The sequence below is a fragment of the Vibrio sp. D3 genome, assembly GCF_043995865.1.
Lineage (GTDB): Bacteria > Pseudomonadota > Gammaproteobacteria > Enterobacterales > Vibrionaceae > Vibrio > Vibrio diabolicus.
Window position 1 is genome coordinate 757,026 of record NZ_CP171887.1, and the last position, 18,757, is coordinate 775,782.

The window sequence follows — 18,757 nt, forward strand, 5'->3', positions numbered from 1 at the left end:
TAGCCTGACTATCGACCACCAATTTCTGGGTGAGCGATGCGATAACACGGTTCGTAGTCTGAACCGCCAGGTAATTTCATTCGGTGTTGTTCGACAAAGTCTTGTAGTAACTTATCGAGCTTTTTCATTAGCACAGGATCACCGTGAATGGTGAAAGGGCCTCGACGTTCGATTTCTCGAATTCCTTCGGCTTTCACGTTACCAGCCACGATACCGGAGAAGGCTTGGCGCAGGTTGGCCGCTAAGACTTGAGGTTCTTGATCTAAGCTTAAATCCAATTGCTCCATCGACTCATGAGTTGGATCGAATGGTAACTGGAAGTTAGGCTCGATTTTTAATGACCAGTTAAAGCTATAAGCATCGCCTTTTTCTTTTCGGTGAAGGCGTACAGAGTCCATTGAGCGCTTCATGATACGTGCCACTTCTGCCGGATCGTCAATGACGATCTCGTAATGCTTTTGACCTTCTTCGCCAAGTGTATCGCGAACAAACTCGTCGATAGAGCGGAAGTACTCTTCACTCTCTTTTGGTCCAGTTAACACGATAGGCATTGGCTGATCGGCGTTGTCTGGGTGCATCATAATGCCAAGAATATACAGCAACTCTTCTGCAGTGCCCGGACCACCAGGGAAAATCACAATGCCATGTGCCATACGTACAAAGGCTTCCAAACGCTTTTCGATGTCCGGCATGATAACCAGCTCATTCACGATTGGGTTTGGTGGCTCGGCTGCAATAATCGAAGGCTCGGTTAAACCAAGATAACGTTGCTGAGTATAACGCTGCTTCGCATGTCCGATAGCGGCACCTTTCATTGGTCCTTCCATCGCACCAGGGCCACAACCCGTGCAGATATTAAGTTCACGCAAGCCAAGCTCGTTACCGACTTCACGTGTGTATTGATATTCCACGCCATTGATAGAGTGACCACCCCAACACACGACGAGGTTTGGCTCGATACCTGGTGTGAGTGCTCTGGCATTACGCAGAATACCGAACACGAGGTTAGTGATGTGAATTGGGTTCGTCAGGTTGAGTCGTTGTGCGTCTGCTAAATGCATATTGACATAAACGATATCGCGTAACACGGAGAACAGATGCTCTTGGATACCTTTAATTATCTCGCCATCGACAAAGGCGTGCTCAGGTGGGTTAGTCAGCTCAAGCTTAATACCACGCTCGCGGCGCACTACGTTGACATCAAACGACTGGTGTTTATCGAGCAGCTCTTTCGAGTTATCGGTATGACTGCCGGAGTTCAACACCGCTAACGTGCAGTTGCGGTACAGTTGATAAAGTTCACTCGAGGCCGTGTTTTTTAAGCGCTCTACTTCTAATTGAGATAGCAAGTCCATGCTACCAGCGGGGCTTATATGGGTAATCATAACGCCTCCTTGTGTTGCATTATTTTGAGGGAAAGTACCAACTCACCTTTTTGGGTTATACGTATGGTTTGATGAAAGGCAGTTGGCCGATTTGGTTTTATGGTTATTGACTCCCAAGCAACCTCAAGATGGTACATTCGCGTTCTGTAAATGCATCATCTTGAAGTGACTTGGGTTTTTACAGCTTAGCAGACTGAAAGGGAAGAAATGTGATAACTCGTTGAAAATGGGTGGTTATAAAGCGTAAATTGCGCCAATTCTGGTTTGTTTGTTCGCTTTTTGTACGAAATCTAGCTCCAGTTAAGCTGATTTGTTCCACGTTTTTTAGCGTCCGCAAGCATCTTGCCGAGTCGATCGAGTACATACTCTGGCGTATCGGACTCTTTAAAAGAGGTCGACACAGCCGCTAGGGTGATCATGATATTTTGCTCACGGAACTTAAATGGCAATTGGCTAATATCACGCTGGATATGTTTAATGAGATCCAGTGTGTATTCTTCAGATTGTTCTGGAACGAGTAAAATAAACTCTTCACCACCAAAGCGAGCTACCGTCTCAGTTTCTGATACGCGTTTATTAATGGTGCGAGCGATGATCTTCAACGCTTTATCACCAGCCGTATAACCATAGCTGTCATTCACCGCTTTGAAGTTATCAACGTCAAACAACACTACACGCAGGTTCTGTTGAGAGCGAATCCAACGCCGATACTCTAGCTCTAGTCGATCATTAAATGCGGTGCGGTTATAGACTTTAGTCAGAGGGTCGAGCAACATGCGTTGAGCTTGGTCATCTAAGCGTCGACGATGATCTTGGGTGGTTTCAAACACGGCTTCGAGCTGGTTCTTACTGTAATTCAAACGCTCTTGCAGCGCTTGTTCTCGTTCTTCCGTCATTTTAAGTCGCTCTGTCAGCGACGCCATTTTCGCAAGTAACGGGGCGATTTCTTTTTTTACATCCGCTAGATCTTGAGCTTGGTCGAGCGAAAGTTGACTCAATTCAACCAGACTGTTCATTTCTGTGTTGAGCTCTTGGCGGTGCTCAAAGTAGGTATGATGTTGGTCGACGTTCTGATGAACGGTTTTTAGGTTATTTGCGAGAGAAGTGTTCAGCTGATCAAGGAATTGGCTAGACGCTTCGCGCTCGAACTTTGTTGCTTCGACAACCAGTTTTAGCGTTGAAAGTGTTAGCTCAATGAGAGATTCCGCGCTGACGCCAAGAAGCAGCTTAGCCCGAATATCGAGCAATCGATCTCCCGTTTCTCCCTCAAAATCCAGCTCGGTGATGGTATGTTGTAGATCGCTGGCTAAGCACTCAAGTTGAGACTTATCAGGATTATTCTCAAACTCACTGAGATGCAAACGCGAGTTGGAAGTGATGATTTTCAGAGCGCGTTCGTAAATGCTCAGTAGCTTAGTGGCTTGATCGGCTTTATTGCTGGCATGAGCTTCTGAGAAACTCATTAAGTTCCGTAGTTCACGTTTTAACTGCGCAGGTAACCCTGTGACACGTTGGAGTGTTTCACCACTGTGTTTGATTTGTTCGTCTAGGTAGCCGTTCTGTTTGTCCATCGTCTTCGACTGCTGTTTGAGCATTCTCTCTAATACCGCTAAACGTGGGATAAGAGTACTGATATCTTTTTGATGTTGCAGCTCTTGTTGGATTTCAAACAGGTAATTGGATACCTGGGTATTCGAACCCTGGCAAGCTGAAGACAATGATGCCACAACGCGTTTAAGAACTTGTTGTTCACGTTTGAATTTGAGTGAAGTATCACGATGTGTCAGTCTGAGTTGGTCAAGTTGACAACTCAGCTGATGAAGCTGCGACTGAATATCGGATTCCAAGATTCCCATGAAGTGACTACGGTTAAGTCCATGTACTACTGACAATTATCCGATAATAACAAAAAACGTTATAGCGTCATTAGTTATTATGTCTAACAGGCGTTTAATTATCCATTTTTTAATATTTTCTTGATGTCGTCCTCATTCTTGTAGGACGAATGGATCTTAATCAGGCCTTGGCTAATGGCATGCTGACAGGCGGTTCTTATGTTACCCGTTGCAAAGCTCGCGGCGGGCGCGTTATCGATGGCTTTCAAGAAAACCCAGTGGCTTTGCTTATCCTTCAAGCTGACTTCTCGCGCAATGTGAGTCGCGAGCAGCAACAGATCGAGTAATTCCTCGTCGTTAATTGCAGTGTAGGCTCGGGGTAAGAACGGATAATCGCTGATACCCATGCGAATAATGCGGTTGACGTTGTGCTGCTGAGCGAACTCATCCACCCAAGTCTGGAATTTCTCGAACATGACTTCGGCAGAAGCATCACGGTCAGCGTTCGGCTCGATATAGAGTAGGTTTGCATCTGAGAAATGGTAAAGACGCGATGGCTTTTCTATCTTTTCCGCTAGAAAGTCGCCAAATGCGCGCTCCAGCTCTAGACCTGCTTTATAACCGTTGTGGACGTACATGCTTCGTAGGAATGGCAAGTCGATCATGACAAAGCGCAGGCGATCGTTAAGTGGCTCGTGGATCAATTCGCCCATTTGCCATTGCTCGAAAGTTTCGCTCGACTTTTTCAATGAGCGAGACAGCTTCACGTTCAGCATACGCAAGTTACGTAAACGCGAACGAGAGTGAGTGAAGAGATCATTACGCAGTTTTTCGATTTCACTTGCTTGGCGCTGCATGATCACGCCGCGGCGCATAATGAACAAAAACATCACCAACACAGTAATAAACAATGCGAATGAGATTTTCTGGAATTTGCGGTGTTCCCTTTCCACTTGCTCAAGGCGTTCCGATTGGCCGATATAGTGGATGGTTTGTTCAGCAAACTCTTTTTGTTGGCGGAATGCATCCTCACTGATTTGGTTGAGCTGTTTTTGCTCTAAACGCACAAGGTTGGTGTATTTCTTATAAGCCTGCAGAGAAAGTTGGTATTCGCCTGCCTGCTCGTAACCAAGCCCGAGTAAGCGGTAAGACTGCTGCTTAATGAAGTTGTTATTTTCAGGTGACTTTTCAGCAAGTGCTAACGCCAGCTTTGCATTGGTAATGACGTTTTTACTGTCGTTTTGATGATAAGCCAGGCCTGACTGAAGCAACGCTGCCTTTGCTTCAAGCTTAGGAATGTCAGTGTATTCTAAAAGCTCTTTAGAACGGTCTAGGTATTGTTCAGCTAGCGCGTAGTTGTAGAGTTGCAGATAGGTAGCCGCTAAGCTTAAGCGAATCTTAATGATCCGATTAATGTTCTTACTGGTGCTTTCATGGTCCAGCACGTTGAAGTAGTGCACTAAGGCAAGGTTAAACTTGCCTTGGTAAAAATAAATGTCACCCATTTGCTCAAGCACATCCGCTAGGATGGGAGAGCTAGGGTAGGAGTCATAGAAGTCTGCGGCTTGAGATAAGTATTCGATCGCTTTGTCGTAAACTCGACGCTCTTGGAAGAGTCTCGCCAACAGGCGATTAACTTTTGCTAACCTTGCGCCACTGTCACTCTCAATAGATTGCCAATAACCGTAAAGCAGTTCCGACAAAGCCAAATTGTATTTCTTGCTATTCAGATAAAACTCGCCGACGGCTGTGTAATAGTCGATCAAGGCTAAGTCAGATCGGCTGTCTTCAAGCATAGTTTTGGCTTGAGAATACAAACTTTCCGCTTTAATCAGATCGCCACTATGTGAAGCGAGGAGCGCTCTTTGCATCACTAATCGATAGCGGACGCTGTCGGTACGTTGCAATACCGCATCGGCTTCATCGAGTTGCTGCTCAATTTGGTTAAGCGTATCTTCCGCTTTTGAATAGTTTTTGTCGTACATCCAAATCATTTGGTTGCGCATCAGCTGGAGATCTAAGTCCATGTACGGCAATTGATATTCTTGCGCTAAGCGCTCGGCTTTGTTTAGGTGTTCGATAGCCGAACGAACGTTACCCATGGCGTAGTCTGCCTGAGCGATAATCTTGTGTGCTTCGATGGTGCTGCTTGGTGTGCGAACGCTACGATCGGTCTCGTCACGAGACATCGCAGAAGGGCTGTCACTCTCTTTGCGTTCCGTTAGCTCACGTTGTGACAAGTAGTTGGTTGCCGCTTGTTTTGCTTGTGATGGCTCTATTTCCGCCAATTGTTGTGCTTCGTTGAGTAACGCGGACGATAAAATAGTCGCATGAAGCGGCTGTACAAACAGCAAGCAAAGAAAGCCAATTAACTTGAATAGACGCGAACTGTCCCAAAACATCCTTTCGTTCCCTCGAACTGTTTTTAGATATGGCGGATAACGGTAAAAGACCTCAACAAGCCCCTTAAATGCAGGTTGAAGCCATTTGATATAGTAACATGCTTGGACAATAAAAACGTCCGGTAACCCTTTAGATTACCGAACTTATTTCTGTCACTAACGTGATTACTGACGAGCCATGCGGTGGTTGTGATCTGGCTTGTCTTGTTCCGTTGAGCGGTACGGGTTGATGTCCAAGCCACCACGGCGCGTGTAGCGGGCGAATACGGTCAGTTTGCTTGGTTGGCAGTATTTCATTAGATCCGTAAAAATACGCTCAACACATTGTTCGTGAAATTCGTTGTGCTCGCGGAAAGATACCAAGTAACGCAGCAGTTTCTCGCGATCTATTTTCGCACCTTGGTAGCGAATTTCTACACTGCCCCAGTCGGGTTGATTGGTGATCAAACAGTTTGACTTCAATAGGTGGCTATGTAGGATTTCTTCCACTTGCTCTTCACCTGCTGCGCCTTCAAGCAAATCGGCATCAAAATCGTAACTGGTGATGTCAATGTCTTGGTCATCAATGCATTCGCCTTCCATTGTCACAATAGGCTGATTGGTGTAGTGAGTAACCGGGTTCACCTCGACCAACACCTTTTCACCGGCACATTCAGATAGGTCTTGCGTTAAACGCTCTTCAACTTCTTCCCAGCTTGCAAAGCGGGTTTGGTTGTAGCTGTTTAAGTACAGTTTGAAAGACTTCGACTCAATCAAGTTTGCACTGGTGGCTGGAATGTATACTTCGCCAACGGCCACTTGTGGTAAGCCTTTACTATTTAACCAAGAGAGCTCGTACAGCGTCCAAATGTCGTGGCCCATAAAAGGAAGGCTTTCGCCTAACTGAAGGTCATCTCGGTTTAGGCTACGAGGAACTGGTTGCAGCAAGCTTGGGTCGTATTGGTTCGCATACTCGGTTTTTTTACCTAGTGTTAGGCCAGCAAGCTCTTTAGCGTCAGAATATTTGCTCATACTTTGTGGTCGTTTTCGATTAGAATGGCGAGAATTTTACTGAATCCGCTGGTCAATTGCCATCCGGCAAACACGGCTATCTGATAAATAAGGAATGAGGAGACCTTCATGACCCAAAACGTTACTCAGGCGCTACAAGAGTTCAGCCTGCGCTACCAACAAGCTTGGCAAGCTAAATATAATGAGTTGCCAAGCAGTGAAGAGCTTGCAGATCTTGTTTCTCCTTGTGTCGAAGAGAAGCGTGATGGAAAGGTGCTTTGGAAAGCGGTCGCACGTAATGAGATGGCCGATTTCACTAATGTGGAAAATGCGATTGAGTTGTCACTGCAAGATGATGTAAAAGCCTTTTATGGTTCTCAATACAGCGCCGATATGGAGGCAACTTGGCAAGGTAATTCGTTGACGCTGCTGCAAGTGTGGAGCGATGATGATTTTGTGCGCCTACAAGAAAATATTCTTGGTCATTTGGTGACGCAACGTCGCCTGAAACTTAAACCAACGGTATTTATCGCGGCGACAGATGAGGAAATGGATGTGATCTCGATTTGTAACCTCACTGGTAATGTGATTTTAGAGCGTTTAGGTACGTCTAAACGCGATGTGCTGGCGGATTCATTGGCTGAGTTCTTGAGCAAGTTAGAGGCCGCTGTCTAAATATGTACGTTGTTGAGTTGCAGTTTGAGTGTTTTGATAACACCACCGTCAGCGCGGTAGACAAAGCCATTAATGGCTTGATGGATGCGTTGCGTTATAACGGCCAAGTACTAGGCCGAGAATTCCCGATAGTGATGGGAGATGGCGAGTTTTATGTTCGTGTCGTTTGCCCAGAGCAAGAAAGTTTGCATCCACGTTATCACTCAGATTTTGTCAAAGTGTGCATGAACCGTTTGTCAGACGCGTCTTTGCTTGCACCGAAAATGCGTATGCTTGGCCGTGATTTAAATTCAGAACAAGCGGCCGAAGAAGAGATCCCTAGCTGGCAAGTGTTGTACACGACTTATGTTCATACGTGTTCGCCATTGCGCAGTGGGGAAACGTTGTTGCCGATTCCTTTGTATCGCAATGAGCCGACGCTAAATGGTGACCATAAAGCCGTCATCAAATGGCAGACAGAATGGCAAGCGTGCGATGAAATCCAAATGGCTGGCGGGTGCCGTGCAGAGCATGCGGCGCTGCACGAGATTTGCGATGTAGACAGCGTGTTGTTCCGCAGAGGTTGGGATTTGCGAGGTCGTATCGAATACATCACCAAGGTTCCAACATACTATTACCAGTATCGCGTGGGCGGTCAGTCGCTGGAGAGCGAGAAAGCGCGCAAGTGCCCCAAATGCGGTGGAGAGTGGCTACTCGATGAGCCACTACATGACATATTTCACTTTAAGTGTGATGACTGCCGAATCGTGTCGAATATCTCTTGGGACCACCTAAAGTAACTAATTGAGGTTAGTTAAATGGTTAGATAGAGAAATAAAAAGGGCTGATGTTTTCACATCAGCCCTTTTTTATGCTCAGACTATTATTTTCAGTATGGTTTAGAAAAGTGGGATTACCAACCTTTCACTACGCCGCCTTTGAATAGCTCTTTTGCCGCTTCGTAAACTTCTTCCGTTTGGTAAGCTTTTACGAAGTTTTGTACGTTTTGCGCATTAACATTTTCTTCGCGAGCAACAATTAGGTTTACGTATGGTGAGTCTTTATCTTCAACGAACACGCCGTCACGCTCTGGCGATAGGTCGATAGAGCTTGCGTAAGTGGTGTTGATGATAGATAGCGTTACGTCATCCAATGAACGTGGAAGTTGTGGCGCTTCTAACTCAATGATTTCGATATTTTTAGGGTTGCCTACGATGTCACGTACTGTAGCGAGTAGACCAACGCCATCACGTAGCGTAATCAAACCTTGTTGCTCAAGAAGCAGTAGTGAGCGACCTAGGTTTGTTGGATCGTTTGGAACTGCGATGCGTGCGCCATCTTGGATTTCATCGATTGACTTCACTTGCTTAGAGTAACCAGCAATAGGGTAAACGAATGAGTTACCCGCGATAGCCAGTTTGTAGCCGCGGTCTTTCACTTGTTGGTCTAGGTATGGTTTATGTTGGAACGCATTCGCGTCTACTGAACCATCATCCAGAGCGGCGTTTGGGGTTACGTAATCGGTAAATGTTACTAATTCAACGTCTAGGTTGTACTTTTCTTTTGCTACTTTAGCTGCAACTTCGGCAACTTGTGCTTCAGCACCAGCAATAACGCCAACTTTTACTTTATTTACGTCTACTTCTTTGTCGCCACAACCCGCTAGAACAAGAGCAGAAGCGGCCGTTGCTACAGTCAAAAGACCTTTAAGGCTAAATTTCATCTTTATCTCCTTATAATTTGTATTTTCAATGCTTATCTGTGGTCTACACGGCGCACCACTGCGTCACCGATAGACTGAATAATCTGTACTAGAACAATCAGCATCACGACAGTCACAGCCATGATAGTTACATCGTAGCGGTGGAAACCGTAACGGATGGCTACGTCGCCGAGGCCGCCGCCGCCTACCGTACCCGCCATGGCCGAGTAGCTAACGAGAGTGACTAAGGTGATCGTTACTGAGTTAACAATAGTCGGCATTGCTTCAGGTAGTAGAACTTTTGTGATGATCTGTGTTGGTGTCGCCCCCATTGACTGCGCCGCTTCCACCAAGCCTGTTGGTACCTCTAACAAAGCACCTTCAATAAGACGGGCAACAAACGGAATGGCACCAATAGTCAGTGGGACGATTGCTGCGGTTGTACCGATAAAGGTTCCAACTAGCAGTTTTGTCACTGGAATAATCGCAACCATCAGGACGAGGAATGGAACAGAACGACCAATGTTAACGACAGCGCCTAAGCTGCTATTTAGTTTGGTGTTTTCAAGTAGGCCGCCTTTCTTAGTAATATGGAGGATTACGCCTAATGGAATACCCACGGCAAAGCCGACTAATCCGGCAACCGCAACCATGTAAAGCGTTTCCCACGTTGCACCTAAAAGTAGTTTGCTGTTTAAACTCAGCCATTCAGAAATCGTATTAAAGGACATAACCAAGTACCTCTACTTTTACGTTGTGCTTACGCAGGTATTCCAGTGCTGCGTTGTCATCTTCTTCATTACCAAATAGCTCTGCGACCATCATGCCGAATTTCACGCCGCCAGCGTAATCGAGATCGGAGCTTAAAATACTTACATCAATATTGTATTTACGAGAAATTTGCGACATTAACGGTGCATCGACGGTTGCGCCAGTAAACTCTAAGCGAACCAACGGGTAGCTGCCATCAACACGCTCTGCTTGCAGACGTGCTTGGTAATCTTCAGGAATGGATAGATCCAGCGTTGAGCGAATGAATTGGTGCGCCAGCTCCGTTTTAGGGTGCGCGAAAATATCGCCAACGGTGCCTTTCTCCACCAACTCACCACCACCGATGATCGCCACTTCGTGACAGATGCTTTTTACCACTTCCATTTCGTGGGTAATCAGGAGAATCGTGATGTTGAGTTTGCGGTTGATCTCTTTCAATAGCTCAAGGATAGATTGAGTCGTTGCAGGATCCAGTGCGCTAGTGGCTTCGTCACACAGTAGTACGCTTGGATCGGATGCCAATGCGCGAGCAATCGCCACACGTTGTTTTTGGCCGCCACTTAAGTTCGATGGGTAGCTCTCGTGTTTGTCGGCTAAGCCAACAAGTTTTAATAACTCAGTGACTTTTGTTGTGATTTGCGATTTGTCTTTGCCTGCCAGTTCCAGTGGTAGCGCCACGTTATCAAACACAGTACGAGACGAGAGCAGATTAAAATGCTGGAAGATCATGCCGATGTTACGGCGCGTTTCGACCAACTGCTTTTTGCTGAGCTTTGTTAAATCAATGCCATCAACGATGATGGAGCCAGATGTTGGTGCTTCTAACATGTTTACGCAGCGGATCAGCGTACTTTTACCAGCACCAGATGAACCGATAACACCGAAGATGGTGCCCTTGGCGATGTGTAGGTTAATGTCTTTCAGGGCAAGGATTTCCTTACTGCCTTGGTAGAACACTTTATTGACGTTTTTTATTTCTATCATGTTTCAACCTGCCCAAAGATACGGGGAACTTCGCTGTCAAAAACGGCCTTTGACAGAACTTAATGTTGAGCTTTATCTCACTTCTCAGTTGATGCTATGGGTTAACCAGAATGAAGTCAATAGATATTTTTACGTCTAGACGTCTAAATGTATGGATGTTCTGTTTTGAAGAGAATGAGGAGTAAGTTACGAGGAGAAGATAAGTGGAGAGCCCCCTCAGAATTACCGATTCTTGCCCAACAAATCAACTGTTTTGTCGAGGCCTAGAATGAATTAGATAGTGTTGAAGTTTATAAGGTATGTAATAATCTGATTAAACCGAGTTAATAGAGAAATACGTTTTGGCAAAACCTGCTGTTTTTATCGATCGTGATGGCGTGATAAACGTTGACCACGGCTACGTTCATGACGAACATGATTTTGAGTACATTGATGGTGTATTTGAAGCGACGAAAGCGCTGAAAGATCAAGGTTACCTCTTAGTGCTAGTGACGAATCAATCGGGCATCGCACGTGGTAAATTCAGTGAAGACCGTTTCTTGTCTCTGACTCAATGGATGGACTGGAACTTTGTTGATCATGGTGTTGAGTTTGATGGTATCTACTACTGTCCACATCACCCTGAACATGGCATTGGGGATTACAAGCAAGATTGTGATTGCCGCAAGCCTAAACCTGGTATGTTTATCTCTGCTCGCGACTTCTTGAAAATCGACATGGAAAAATCAGTGATGATTGGTGATAAAGCCGAAGACATGATGGCAGCAGAAGCCGCAGGTGTTGGCACTAAGATTCTGGTTCGCACAGGTAAGCCAATCACCGAGCAAGGTGAAGCATTAGCAACGGTTGTGCTTGATAGTGTTGCTGACGTGCCTGCATATTTAAAGAAATAATCTGCACAATTCGCATATTTAAGGGAAGCGTTTGCTTCCCTTTTCTCTTATTACTGTTAAAGTTCAGTCACCTAAGCATTCATCCATTCTAGTTTGATCACTTATGAGCAAAAAACTCACCATTCTTGATATCGCGAAATTGGCAGGCGTTGGCAAATCAACAGTAAGCCGTGTGCTTACCAACGATCCAAAAGTGAAACCTCAAACGCGAGAGAAAGTAGAGCAAATCATTCGTGAATCTGGTTATGTACCGTCCAAATCTGCGCAATCAATGCGTGGCGGTAGCCAAAAAGTCATTGGTGTTATCATCTCCCGTCTAGACTCACCATCAGAAAATCGCGCCGTTGGTACAATGCTCAATGCATTGTATTCCGCTGGTTATGATGCGGTGATCATGGAGAGTCAGTTTGACCGAGACAAAACCAATGAGCACTTGAGTGTGCTTAAGCGTCGCAATGTGGATGGCGTGATTGTATTTGGGTTTACTGGATGCGATGAGCAAGCCTTAGCCGAGTGGGGCAATCGCATTGTGGTGATTGCGATGGATACCGATAACGTCTCTTCCATCAATTATGATAACCAAGGCGTGATAGACATGGCTTTGTCTCACCTTGAGCAGCAATCTTTATCTCGCATTGCTTATATTGGTGTTGATCCTGAAGACAAAACCACTGGCTTAGCTCGTCTAAATGCTTATAAATCGTGGTGTAAACGCAAGCAACTTACGCCTTGCTTCCAAACCGGTAAGCTTAGCCATGAAAGTGCTTATCAGTTGGTGGACCACGTTCTGAAAGCAGACACGCAAGCCATTGTGTGTGCCAGCGATACCATTGCATTGGGCGTAATCAAGCGTCTTCAAGAGTTAGGTCGTGAAGACGTGGTCGTGACAGGCGTGGGTGGTAACGAGTTGCTTTCTTTCCTTTTCCCTAAAGTATTTAGTGTCGATCCTGGTTATACCCTTGCGGGTGAAAAGTCCGCTAAAATGCTGATTAATCAATTAAATGGCGATGAAGAAGTCGTTCACTTCACTCAACAACCTATTTGCCGCTAATCCACACTACAACGATTTGCTCTAAAATTATACTGTGATCATTCTCAATTAATGGGACTGTTCCCATTTTGTTTTTTGTCTTTGAGTGGCAATATTAAAATTAAGAAATGGGAATGTTCCCATTTATAAAAAAATAAAATGATGAATCGAATGTATCCAATACAGGGTGGACAAAGTTATGAGTAAGATTGCGCGTAAAGACGTGGAGCGTCTTATTGAGCTGGTCGGGGGGCCGGACAATATTGCCAGTGTAAGCCACTGTTTAACTCGCTTGCGTTTTGTTCTAAACGATACGGACAAAGCAGACACAAAACAGTTAGAAGCATTACCGATGGTGAAGGGCTGCTTTACCAACGCAGGTCAATTCCAAGTCGTCATCGGCACTGAAGTTGATGAGGTTTACAAAGTACTGATCGAGCTAAGCGGTAAAAGTGAAGCGAGCAAAGACGAATCCAAGAATGCTGCTCGCCAAAACATGAATATCGTTGAGCGTGGTATTTCCCACCTTGCAGAAATCTTTGTACCACTGTTGCCTGCGATCATTACTGGTGGTTTGATTCTTGGTTTCCGTAATGTGATTGGCGACATCAAGATGTTTGATGGTCAAACCCTAACGGAAATCAGTCAGTTTTGGGCGACTGTTCATTCATTCCTATGGTTAATTGGTGAAGCAATTTTCTTCTTCCTACCCGTTGGTGTGTGTTGGTCGACCGTGAAAAAGCTCGGCGGTACACCGATTCTGGGTATCACGCTTGGCGTGACATTGGTTTCGCCGCAGTTAATGAACGCCTACCTGATTGGTAAGCAAGTACCTGAAGTGTGGGACTTTGGGTTGTTTGCGATTGAGAAAGTCGGTTACCAAGCGCAGGTGATTCCCGCGATGTTAGCAGGTATCGCACTAGCGTTTATCGAAACACGCTTAAAACGCATCATTCCGTCTTACCTTTACCTAGTAGTAGTACCGTTTGTTTCCATCATTGTGTCTGTGATTCTTGCGCACTCTATCATTGGCCCATTCGGTCGCATGTTGGGTGACGGCGTTGCTTTCGCAGCAAAAGCAGCCATGACGGGTGACTTTGCGATGATTGGTTCAACCATCTTCGGCTTCTTATACGCGCCACTTGTGATCACAGGTATCCACCACACAACCAACGCCGTTGACTTGCAGTTGATGCAAGAATTGGGTGGTACGCCGATTTGGCCTTTGATTGCACTATCGAACATTGCTCAAGCATCGGCAGTGGTTGGCATCATTATCATCAGTAAAAAGCAGGATGAGCGTGAAATCTCAGTGCCTGCGGCGATTTCTGCCTACCTTGGCGTAACAGAGCCGGCGATGTACGGCATCAACTTGAAATACAAGTTCCCAATGTTGAGTGCGATGATCGGTAGTGCATGTGCTGCTGCTATCTGTGGTAGTGCGGGCGTCATGGCGAACGGTATCGGCGTAGGTGGCTTGCCGGGTATCTTATCTATCCAACCGCAGTTCTGGGGCATCTTTGCTCTGGCGATGTTGGTCGCGATGGTGGTACCCGCTGCATTAACGTTACTTCTTTATAAGCGTGCACAAGCGAAAGGTGAGCTTGAGGCGGCAAACGCGTAATTCAATTTGAGGCAGTGACTTGGCTGCCTCCTCCTATTTTTCTTTTCAAATTTTAAGTTTCCGATTACTGGTAAGTGAGTGTTAGAAATGGCTATGACCAAGCATGATGAGAGCTGGTGGAAAACCGCAACCATCTATCAAATTTACCCAAAAAGCTTTTGTGACAGCGGCAGTAAAGGCACGGGCGACATTAAAGGGATCATTTCTAAACTGGATTATCTAAAACACCTCGGTGTGGATGCGATTTGGCTGACGCCGGTTTACCAATCGCCAATGATCGACAACGGTTATGACATCTCCGATTACTACTCGATCAACCCCGAGTTCGGCACTATGGAAGATTTCGATACCCTGTTGGCAGAGGCTCATCAGTTGGGCATTCGAATCATCATGGACATCGTGGTCAACCATACTTCGACAGAACACAAGTGGTTCCAATCGGCGTTAGGTGACAAAAACAGTCCTTACCGTGATTACTACATCTGGAAAGATCCGGTTGATGGCGCAGAGCCCAACAACTGGCAATCGAAGTTTGGAGGCAATGCTTGGGAATTGGATGAAGCGACAGGGCAGTACTACTTGCACCTTTTTGCTAAAGAGCAGGCGGACTTAAACTGGGAAAACCCAGTGGTGCGCGAAGAAGTCAAAGAAGTCATCAGCTTCTGGGCAGACAAAGGCGTGGATGGTTTCCGTCTTGATGTCATCAACCTGATTTCTAAACAACAAGATTTCCCAAGCGATGATATTGGCGATGGCCGTCGTTTCTATACTGATGGTCCTCGCGTGCACGAATATCTGCAAGAAATCAGCGAAGCCGTGTTTCAAAAGTACGGCAGCGTGACGGTGGGAGAAATGTCTTCGACCACGCTAGATCACTGCCAGCAATATTCTTCGCTAGACGGCAAAGAGCTATCCATGGTGTTCAACTTTCATCATCTGAAAGTCGATTATCCGAATGGTGAAAAATGGACCAAAGCGCCATTTGATTTCATTCAGTTAAAGCAGATCTTCAACCATTGGCAAACGGGCTTAAATGGCAAAGGGTGGGGCGCGCTGTTCTGGTGTAACCACGATCAACCTCGTGTGGTCAGCCGCTTAGGCGATGATAAACAATACCGCGTTGAATCTACCAAGATGCTGGCGGCGTCTGTACACATGATGCAAGGCACACCTTATGTTTACCAAGGGGAAGAGATTGGCATGACCAACCCAGGTTACACGGAGATCAGCCAGTACCGCGACGTAGAAAGCACAAACATGTACGACATCATGGTCAACCGCGATGGCGTATCACACGAGGAGATGATGGCGATTTTGGCGCAGAAGTCGCGTGATAACTCACGTACGCCAATGCAATGGAATAGCCAAAAGCACGCTGGTTTTACCGAAGGCACACCGTGGCTTGAAGTGGCGCAGAATTACTCTGAAATCAACGCAGAAGCTGCGGTTGCTGATTTAAACTCGGTGTTCTATTTCTACAAACGTTTGATTGAGCTACGTAAACAGGTTTCGGTGATCACTGATGGCCGTTATGAAGATTTACTGCCAGAGCATCAACGCATTTTTGCTTACGCTCGCCAGAACGACAAACAAACGCTGCTGTGTATCAATAACTACTACGCTGAAGAGGTGGAATGCGTTCTGCCAGAACGTTTTGATATGAGTAAAGCGAAAAACTTGCTATCTAACTATCAAAACTCCGCGAGTGCAGTCGCGTCAAACCATCAAGTATTACGACCTTACGAAACTCGTATTTTATTGATAGAAGAATAAACTCGGGTGTCACCCCCTAAGATTGATGTTCGAGATAAAGGCTTTGGTGCGCTCCCCAAAGCCTTTTTTATTGAGATGCGAGATACTTGTGGAGTACAGGCTTATTTTGTTTCAATTGCTGTTAGCAGCACTTTCTCTTCATTGACTTGTACTTGTTGTACTTTTAGCAGTTCGATTTGCTCAATCAGACCTAAGCTCGGGTTAAACCAACGTTCTGCCGAAGTGGCGAACTCCATTGAGTCCATATCATCGCAGTTTAGGTTGTAAGTATTCTCTTCCGTCAGGTACGCCGCTTCAATTTTCTTGCCTGAGATCGAGAACGCTTTACGCACGCCAGTCTCTCGGATTTGCTGTTTCCAAACCACTTGGCAAGATGCTGTCATAGGAAGGTTTTGTACCCACTCATGATCTTCAAAACTGTCTAGTAGGTTGTGAACTGAGTAGCCTGTAAGAGTGGTTTGCAGAGACATAGTTTCTTCACCGGTGTCAATATTCGGGCTTTTCTCTTTTACGTCGTCACCGTTTAGGCGGAAAATCGGACCGCTGTGCATAAGCATGGCAATAAACTGATGACCAATGAGATAAGCGTCGGTGACTTCATGAAGTGCGCCATCAGAGCCTGCAAAATAAAGCGTATTGCCCTCTTCATCGTCGTTGTACTGTTCGTCAGAATAGTAGAACTGTTTGGCGCCGTAGTTCACCAAGTCATTAACCAACTGGACCATTACTTCGCTGTTTGGGATTTGTGCCAATGCTGCCAACAATTGCTCGTTATCCATCGCTTGGAAACTCAGTTTCATCTCGCCTTCAGGCTGGCCATCCAGGCTAAACGCGTAGTTTAGTTGTGTGCTTGGCGTGGGAGCGAAGATTGAGTTTTGAATCGCGATGTCGAAACTTTCTTGAGGCACTTTGTTTGGATTAGCACTGCCAGAAGATGAACCGCCGCCACAGCCGTAAAGAGCCAGAGTTGCTGCTGCGATAAGCGTCATTTTGTTTAGCATGGTTTACATTCCTGATTGATTAGGCCGTTTCATGTTGGGCCGTTGCTTGAATGCGAGCATGCTAAGTTTAATGAGCTAAAAAGGGCAAAAAACAAAAGCTAATAGGGCTTAACGAAAGCTTAATTTTATATTTAGGTTTTTGTTTTATTTGGGCTTATTTCGTTAGCTACGTTGGTGCAATACTCGTTGATGAGCGCTTTCCATCGGCTGATAATTTCTTGATCGGTCAAACTGACATGCAACGTTTTCCATGGTTGAAGGCAAGTCTCTTTCGATTCAGATTGAGAAAGACGTTCAAACAATGTCTCGGACGGTAAAACGCGCAGCAGTGCCACCAGTGATTCCATGTAGTTGAGACGGAACTGTTCGAGTTTGTTTTGTTTATAAGCGATGTGAGACACAAACGTATAAATCAGCGCGTTTTGAATACGAGAGTCGCCATCTGGAGTGGTCAGCAGAACTTTTGCTCGGTCTAGGTTGCCTAGTTTGAAATGCAATACGCCCAACCAGAGGCTTAGCTCATCTGGCAAAACATCGAACGACGACTGCACTTGCGTCAAATACGCTTCCAGCTTTTGAGGTTCTTGCTCGTACAAAGCGAGATGCCTTGCGGTTGTGATCGCTGCAAACTCATCAGCTTGTTGGAGAGGTTGGTTAGAAAAGACATTCTCAAACAGCATTTTTTGGTGAACGTCTGACAGTTGCCATGTACTGGCTGAAGGTGCAGGCAAGTTGAAGTACTGCGCGACATCTGAGTGAATTTGGAAGATATCCGATTGTAGGTCGGATAAGCGCAGTGTGTATTCGTTGCGAAACGCCAGTTTCCCTGTCGCAGGATAAATAAGGTTCATCTGAGCTTTCAAGGTGCCTTGCTCTGCGCCGTCTTTTAACTCTATGTTGAGTTCGTAATCACTGGTCTGCATGTTTCGCGCGCCAGGGAAATACGGCGTATGACCGATAGGATCAAGAAAGTAACTGGGAGCGTCTTGGTTGGCGATGTCGGTGTATGGATATTCGACCTGTTGTTGCAGCAAGATGGCTTTGACCAGTATGCGATACTTTCTTGCTTGGGAGCCAATCGCATCGACACGGTTGAGCAGCAGTTCGACTTTGGGGATAAGTAACTGATGACGTGTTTGTTGCGTTGAAATCTCTTGGCGTTGCCATAACAAGCTTGCGAGCGTCACGCTACAAACCGTAAGTACGGCACATAAGCTATAAGCAAAAATCAGCTTGATGTTCTTACGGTTCTCAACTTGAGCTGTAATAGCACGTCGATGGTTTTTCGCTGGTGGCACTAAACGGATATTCGCTGGGTTTAGAAAGTAACCTTTGCGAGGATAAGTGACCAAGAGCTTAGTCGCATCGTACTCGGGGAGATGCTGTTGTAGCAGCGCACGTAAGGTGCTAATGCGGTTAGTGAGTACATTCTTAGAGATGAATTTGCTCTGCCAAATGGTTTCGATAATGGTATCGGCAGAGAGCGGATGTCCCACGCTTGTTAGCAGCAGCTCTAATAACTCAATGGTACGAGGTTCGAGATCAATCGCGACAGTGTCTTGATGAAGAGTTTGTGTCTTCGGATTATAGACCAACTCGCCAATCGCAATACAACTGTGAGTTTGTTTGGCTTGTTGCAAAAAATCGCGCATACCGCACCGCGTTATTTGGAAATGGCGAAATATTATATAGCGATTGGAGCGCGAAATCTTA

The 18,757-nt window shown here is 45.8% G+C and carries 15 protein-coding genes; 6 read left to right on the forward strand and 9 right to left on the reverse strand.

Going from position 1 to position 18,757, the window contains the following annotated elements:
* Positions 1-8: 8 nt before the first annotated feature.
* The 4 genes from ppnN to queF form a co-directional block, all read right to left on the reverse strand.
* Positions 9-1,385: a nucleotide 5'-monophosphate nucleosidase PpnN gene (gene ppnN, locus ACHFJ9_RS11505; protein WP_005391372.1), complete on the reverse strand. Its 1,377-nt coding sequence runs from the start codon at positions 1,383-1,385 to the stop codon at positions 9-11.
* A gap of 290 nt (positions 1,386-1,675) precedes the next feature.
* Entirely contained in the window at positions 1,676-3,241 is a 1,566-nt protein-coding gene (locus ACHFJ9_RS11510; RefSeq protein ID WP_258676540.1) for a sensor domain-containing diguanylate cyclase, read from the reverse strand.
* A 98-nt stretch (positions 3,242-3,339) separates the two neighbouring features.
* Positions 3,340-5,622: a tetratricopeptide repeat protein gene (locus ACHFJ9_RS11515; protein ID WP_005391368.1), complete on the reverse strand. Its 2,283-nt coding sequence runs from the start codon at positions 5,620-5,622 to the stop codon at positions 3,340-3,342.
* Between the two features lie 165 nt (positions 5,623-5,787).
* A complete protein-coding gene (gene queF / locus ACHFJ9_RS11520) occupies positions 5,788-6,633 on the reverse strand; it encodes an NADPH-dependent 7-cyano-7-deazaguanine reductase QueF (RefSeq protein ID WP_109169994.1) in 846 nt (281 codons plus the stop codon).
* Between the two features lie 108 nt (positions 6,634-6,741).
* On the opposite strand from queF, the gene syd reads away from it, so the two are divergent.
* Positions 6,742-7,287: a SecY-interacting protein gene (gene syd / locus ACHFJ9_RS11525; RefSeq protein WP_005391362.1), complete on the forward strand. Its 546-nt coding sequence runs from the start codon at positions 6,742-6,744 to the stop codon at positions 7,285-7,287.
* A gap of 2 nt (positions 7,288-7,289) precedes the next feature.
* Positions 7,290-8,066 (forward strand): Zn-ribbon-containing protein, encoded by a 777-nt coding sequence (locus ACHFJ9_RS11530; RefSeq protein WP_395356875.1) that lies wholly within the window; start codon positions 7,290-7,292, stop codon positions 8,064-8,066.
* 113 nt (positions 8,067-8,179) lie between these two features.
* Here ACHFJ9_RS11530 and ACHFJ9_RS11535 read toward each other — a convergent pair whose 3' ends face one another.
* Genes ACHFJ9_RS11535 through metN form a run of 3 tightly spaced genes read right to left on the reverse strand, consistent with a single transcriptional unit; the run spans position 8,180 to position 10,723 of the window.
* Complete coding sequence (locus tag ACHFJ9_RS11535; RefSeq protein ID WP_005391357.1) at positions 8,180-8,989, reverse strand: MetQ/NlpA family lipoprotein; 810 nt, start codon at positions 8,987-8,989, stop codon at positions 8,180-8,182.
* A gap of 32 nt (positions 8,990-9,021) precedes the next feature.
* Positions 9,022-9,699 (reverse strand): methionine ABC transporter permease, encoded by a 678-nt coding sequence (locus ACHFJ9_RS11540; protein WP_395356878.1) that lies wholly within the window; start codon positions 9,697-9,699, stop codon positions 9,022-9,024.
* Positions 9,689-10,723: a methionine ABC transporter ATP-binding protein MetN gene (gene metN / locus ACHFJ9_RS11545; protein ID WP_005391353.1), complete on the reverse strand. Its 1,035-nt coding sequence runs from the start codon at positions 10,721-10,723 to the stop codon at positions 9,689-9,691. The genes ACHFJ9_RS11540 and metN overlap by 11 nt, the downstream gene beginning before the upstream one ends.
* A gap of 341 nt (positions 10,724-11,064) precedes the next feature.
* Here metN and gmhB point away from each other — a divergent pair, with 341 nt between their 5' ends.
* The 4 genes from gmhB (at position 11,065) to treC (ending at position 16,043) form a co-directional block, all read left to right on the forward strand.
* A complete protein-coding gene (gene gmhB, locus ACHFJ9_RS11550) occupies positions 11,065-11,616 on the forward strand; it encodes a D-glycero-beta-D-manno-heptose 1,7-bisphosphate 7-phosphatase (RefSeq protein WP_005391350.1) in 552 nt (183 codons plus the stop codon).
* 103 nt (positions 11,617-11,719) lie between these two features.
* Complete coding sequence (gene treR / locus ACHFJ9_RS11555; protein ID WP_085342969.1) at positions 11,720-12,667, forward strand: trehalose operon repressor TreR; 948 nt, start codon at positions 11,720-11,722, stop codon at positions 12,665-12,667.
* 178 nt (positions 12,668-12,845) lie between these two features.
* A complete protein-coding gene (gene treB, locus ACHFJ9_RS11560; protein ID WP_005391342.1) occupies positions 12,846-14,270 on the forward strand; it encodes a PTS trehalose transporter subunit IIBC in 1,425 nt (474 codons plus the stop codon).
* Positions 14,271-14,357: 87 nt separating this feature from the next.
* Positions 14,358-16,043, forward strand: a complete 1,686-nt coding sequence (treC, locus tag ACHFJ9_RS11565; RefSeq protein WP_395356881.1) for an alpha,alpha-phosphotrehalase — start codon at positions 14,358-14,360, stop codon at positions 16,041-16,043.
* A 101-nt stretch (positions 16,044-16,144) separates the two neighbouring features.
* Here treC and ACHFJ9_RS11570 read toward each other — a convergent pair whose 3' ends face one another.
* Complete coding sequence (locus ACHFJ9_RS11570) at positions 16,145-17,044, reverse strand: hypothetical protein (RefSeq protein WP_047010143.1); 900 nt, start codon at positions 17,042-17,044, stop codon at positions 16,145-16,147.
* A 131-nt stretch (positions 17,045-17,175) separates the two neighbouring features.
* Positions 17,176-18,696 carry a transcriptional regulator gene (locus ACHFJ9_RS11575; RefSeq protein ID WP_395356883.1) on the reverse strand — a complete coding sequence of 507 codons (1,521 nt, stop codon included), beginning with the start codon at positions 18,694-18,696 and terminating at the stop codon, positions 17,176-17,178.
* Between the last annotated feature and the right edge of the window lie 61 nt (positions 18,697-18,757).

What these genes read in the sequence shown, in the direction of transcription:
- ACHFJ9_RS11510 (WP_258676540.1), bottom strand. Translation starts at nt 3,241, where the DNA reads ATGGGAATCTTGGAATCCGATATTCAGTCGCAGCTTCATCAGCTGAGT.
- treR (WP_085342969.1), top strand. Translation starts at nt 11,720, where the DNA reads ATGAGCAAAAAACTCACCATTCTTGATATCGCGAAATTGGCAGGCGTT.
- syd (WP_005391362.1), top strand. Translation starts at nt 6,742, where the DNA reads ATGACCCAAAACGTTACTCAGGCGCTACAAGAGTTCAGCCTGCGCTAC.
- ACHFJ9_RS11570 (WP_047010143.1), bottom strand. Translation starts at nt 17,044, where the DNA reads ATGCTAAACAAAATGACGCTTATCGCAGCAGCAACTCTGGCTCTTTAC.
- ppnN (WP_005391372.1), bottom strand. Translation starts at nt 1,385, where the DNA reads ATGATTACCCATATAAGCCCCGCTGGTAGCATGGACTTGCTATCTCAA.
- treB (WP_005391342.1), top strand. Translation starts at nt 12,846, where the DNA reads ATGAGTAAGATTGCGCGTAAAGACGTGGAGCGTCTTATTGAGCTGGTC.
- treC (WP_395356881.1), top strand. Translation starts at nt 14,358, where the DNA reads ATGGCTATGACCAAGCATGATGAGAGCTGGTGGAAAACCGCAACCATC.
- ACHFJ9_RS11515 (WP_005391368.1), bottom strand. Translation starts at nt 5,622, where the DNA reads ATGTTTTGGGACAGTTCGCGTCTATTCAAGTTAATTGGCTTTCTTTGC.
- ACHFJ9_RS11575 (WP_395356883.1), bottom strand. Translation starts at nt 18,696, where the DNA reads ATGCGCGATTTTTTGCAACAAGCCAAACAAACTCACAGTTGTATTGCG.
- ACHFJ9_RS11540 (WP_395356878.1), bottom strand. Translation starts at nt 9,699, where the DNA reads ATGTCCTTTAATACGATTTCTGAATGGCTGAGTTTAAACAGCAAACTA.
- ACHFJ9_RS11530 (WP_395356875.1), top strand. Translation starts at nt 7,290, where the DNA reads ATGTACGTTGTTGAGTTGCAGTTTGAGTGTTTTGATAACACCACCGTC.
- queF (WP_109169994.1), bottom strand. Translation starts at nt 6,633, where the DNA reads ATGAGCAAATATTCTGACGCTAAAGAGCTTGCTGGCCTAACACTAGGT.
- ACHFJ9_RS11535 (WP_005391357.1), bottom strand. Translation starts at nt 8,989, where the DNA reads ATGAAATTTAGCCTTAAAGGTCTTTTGACTGTAGCAACGGCCGCTTCT.
- metN (WP_005391353.1), bottom strand. Translation starts at nt 10,723, where the DNA reads ATGATAGAAATAAAAAACGTCAATAAAGTGTTCTACCAAGGCAGTAAG.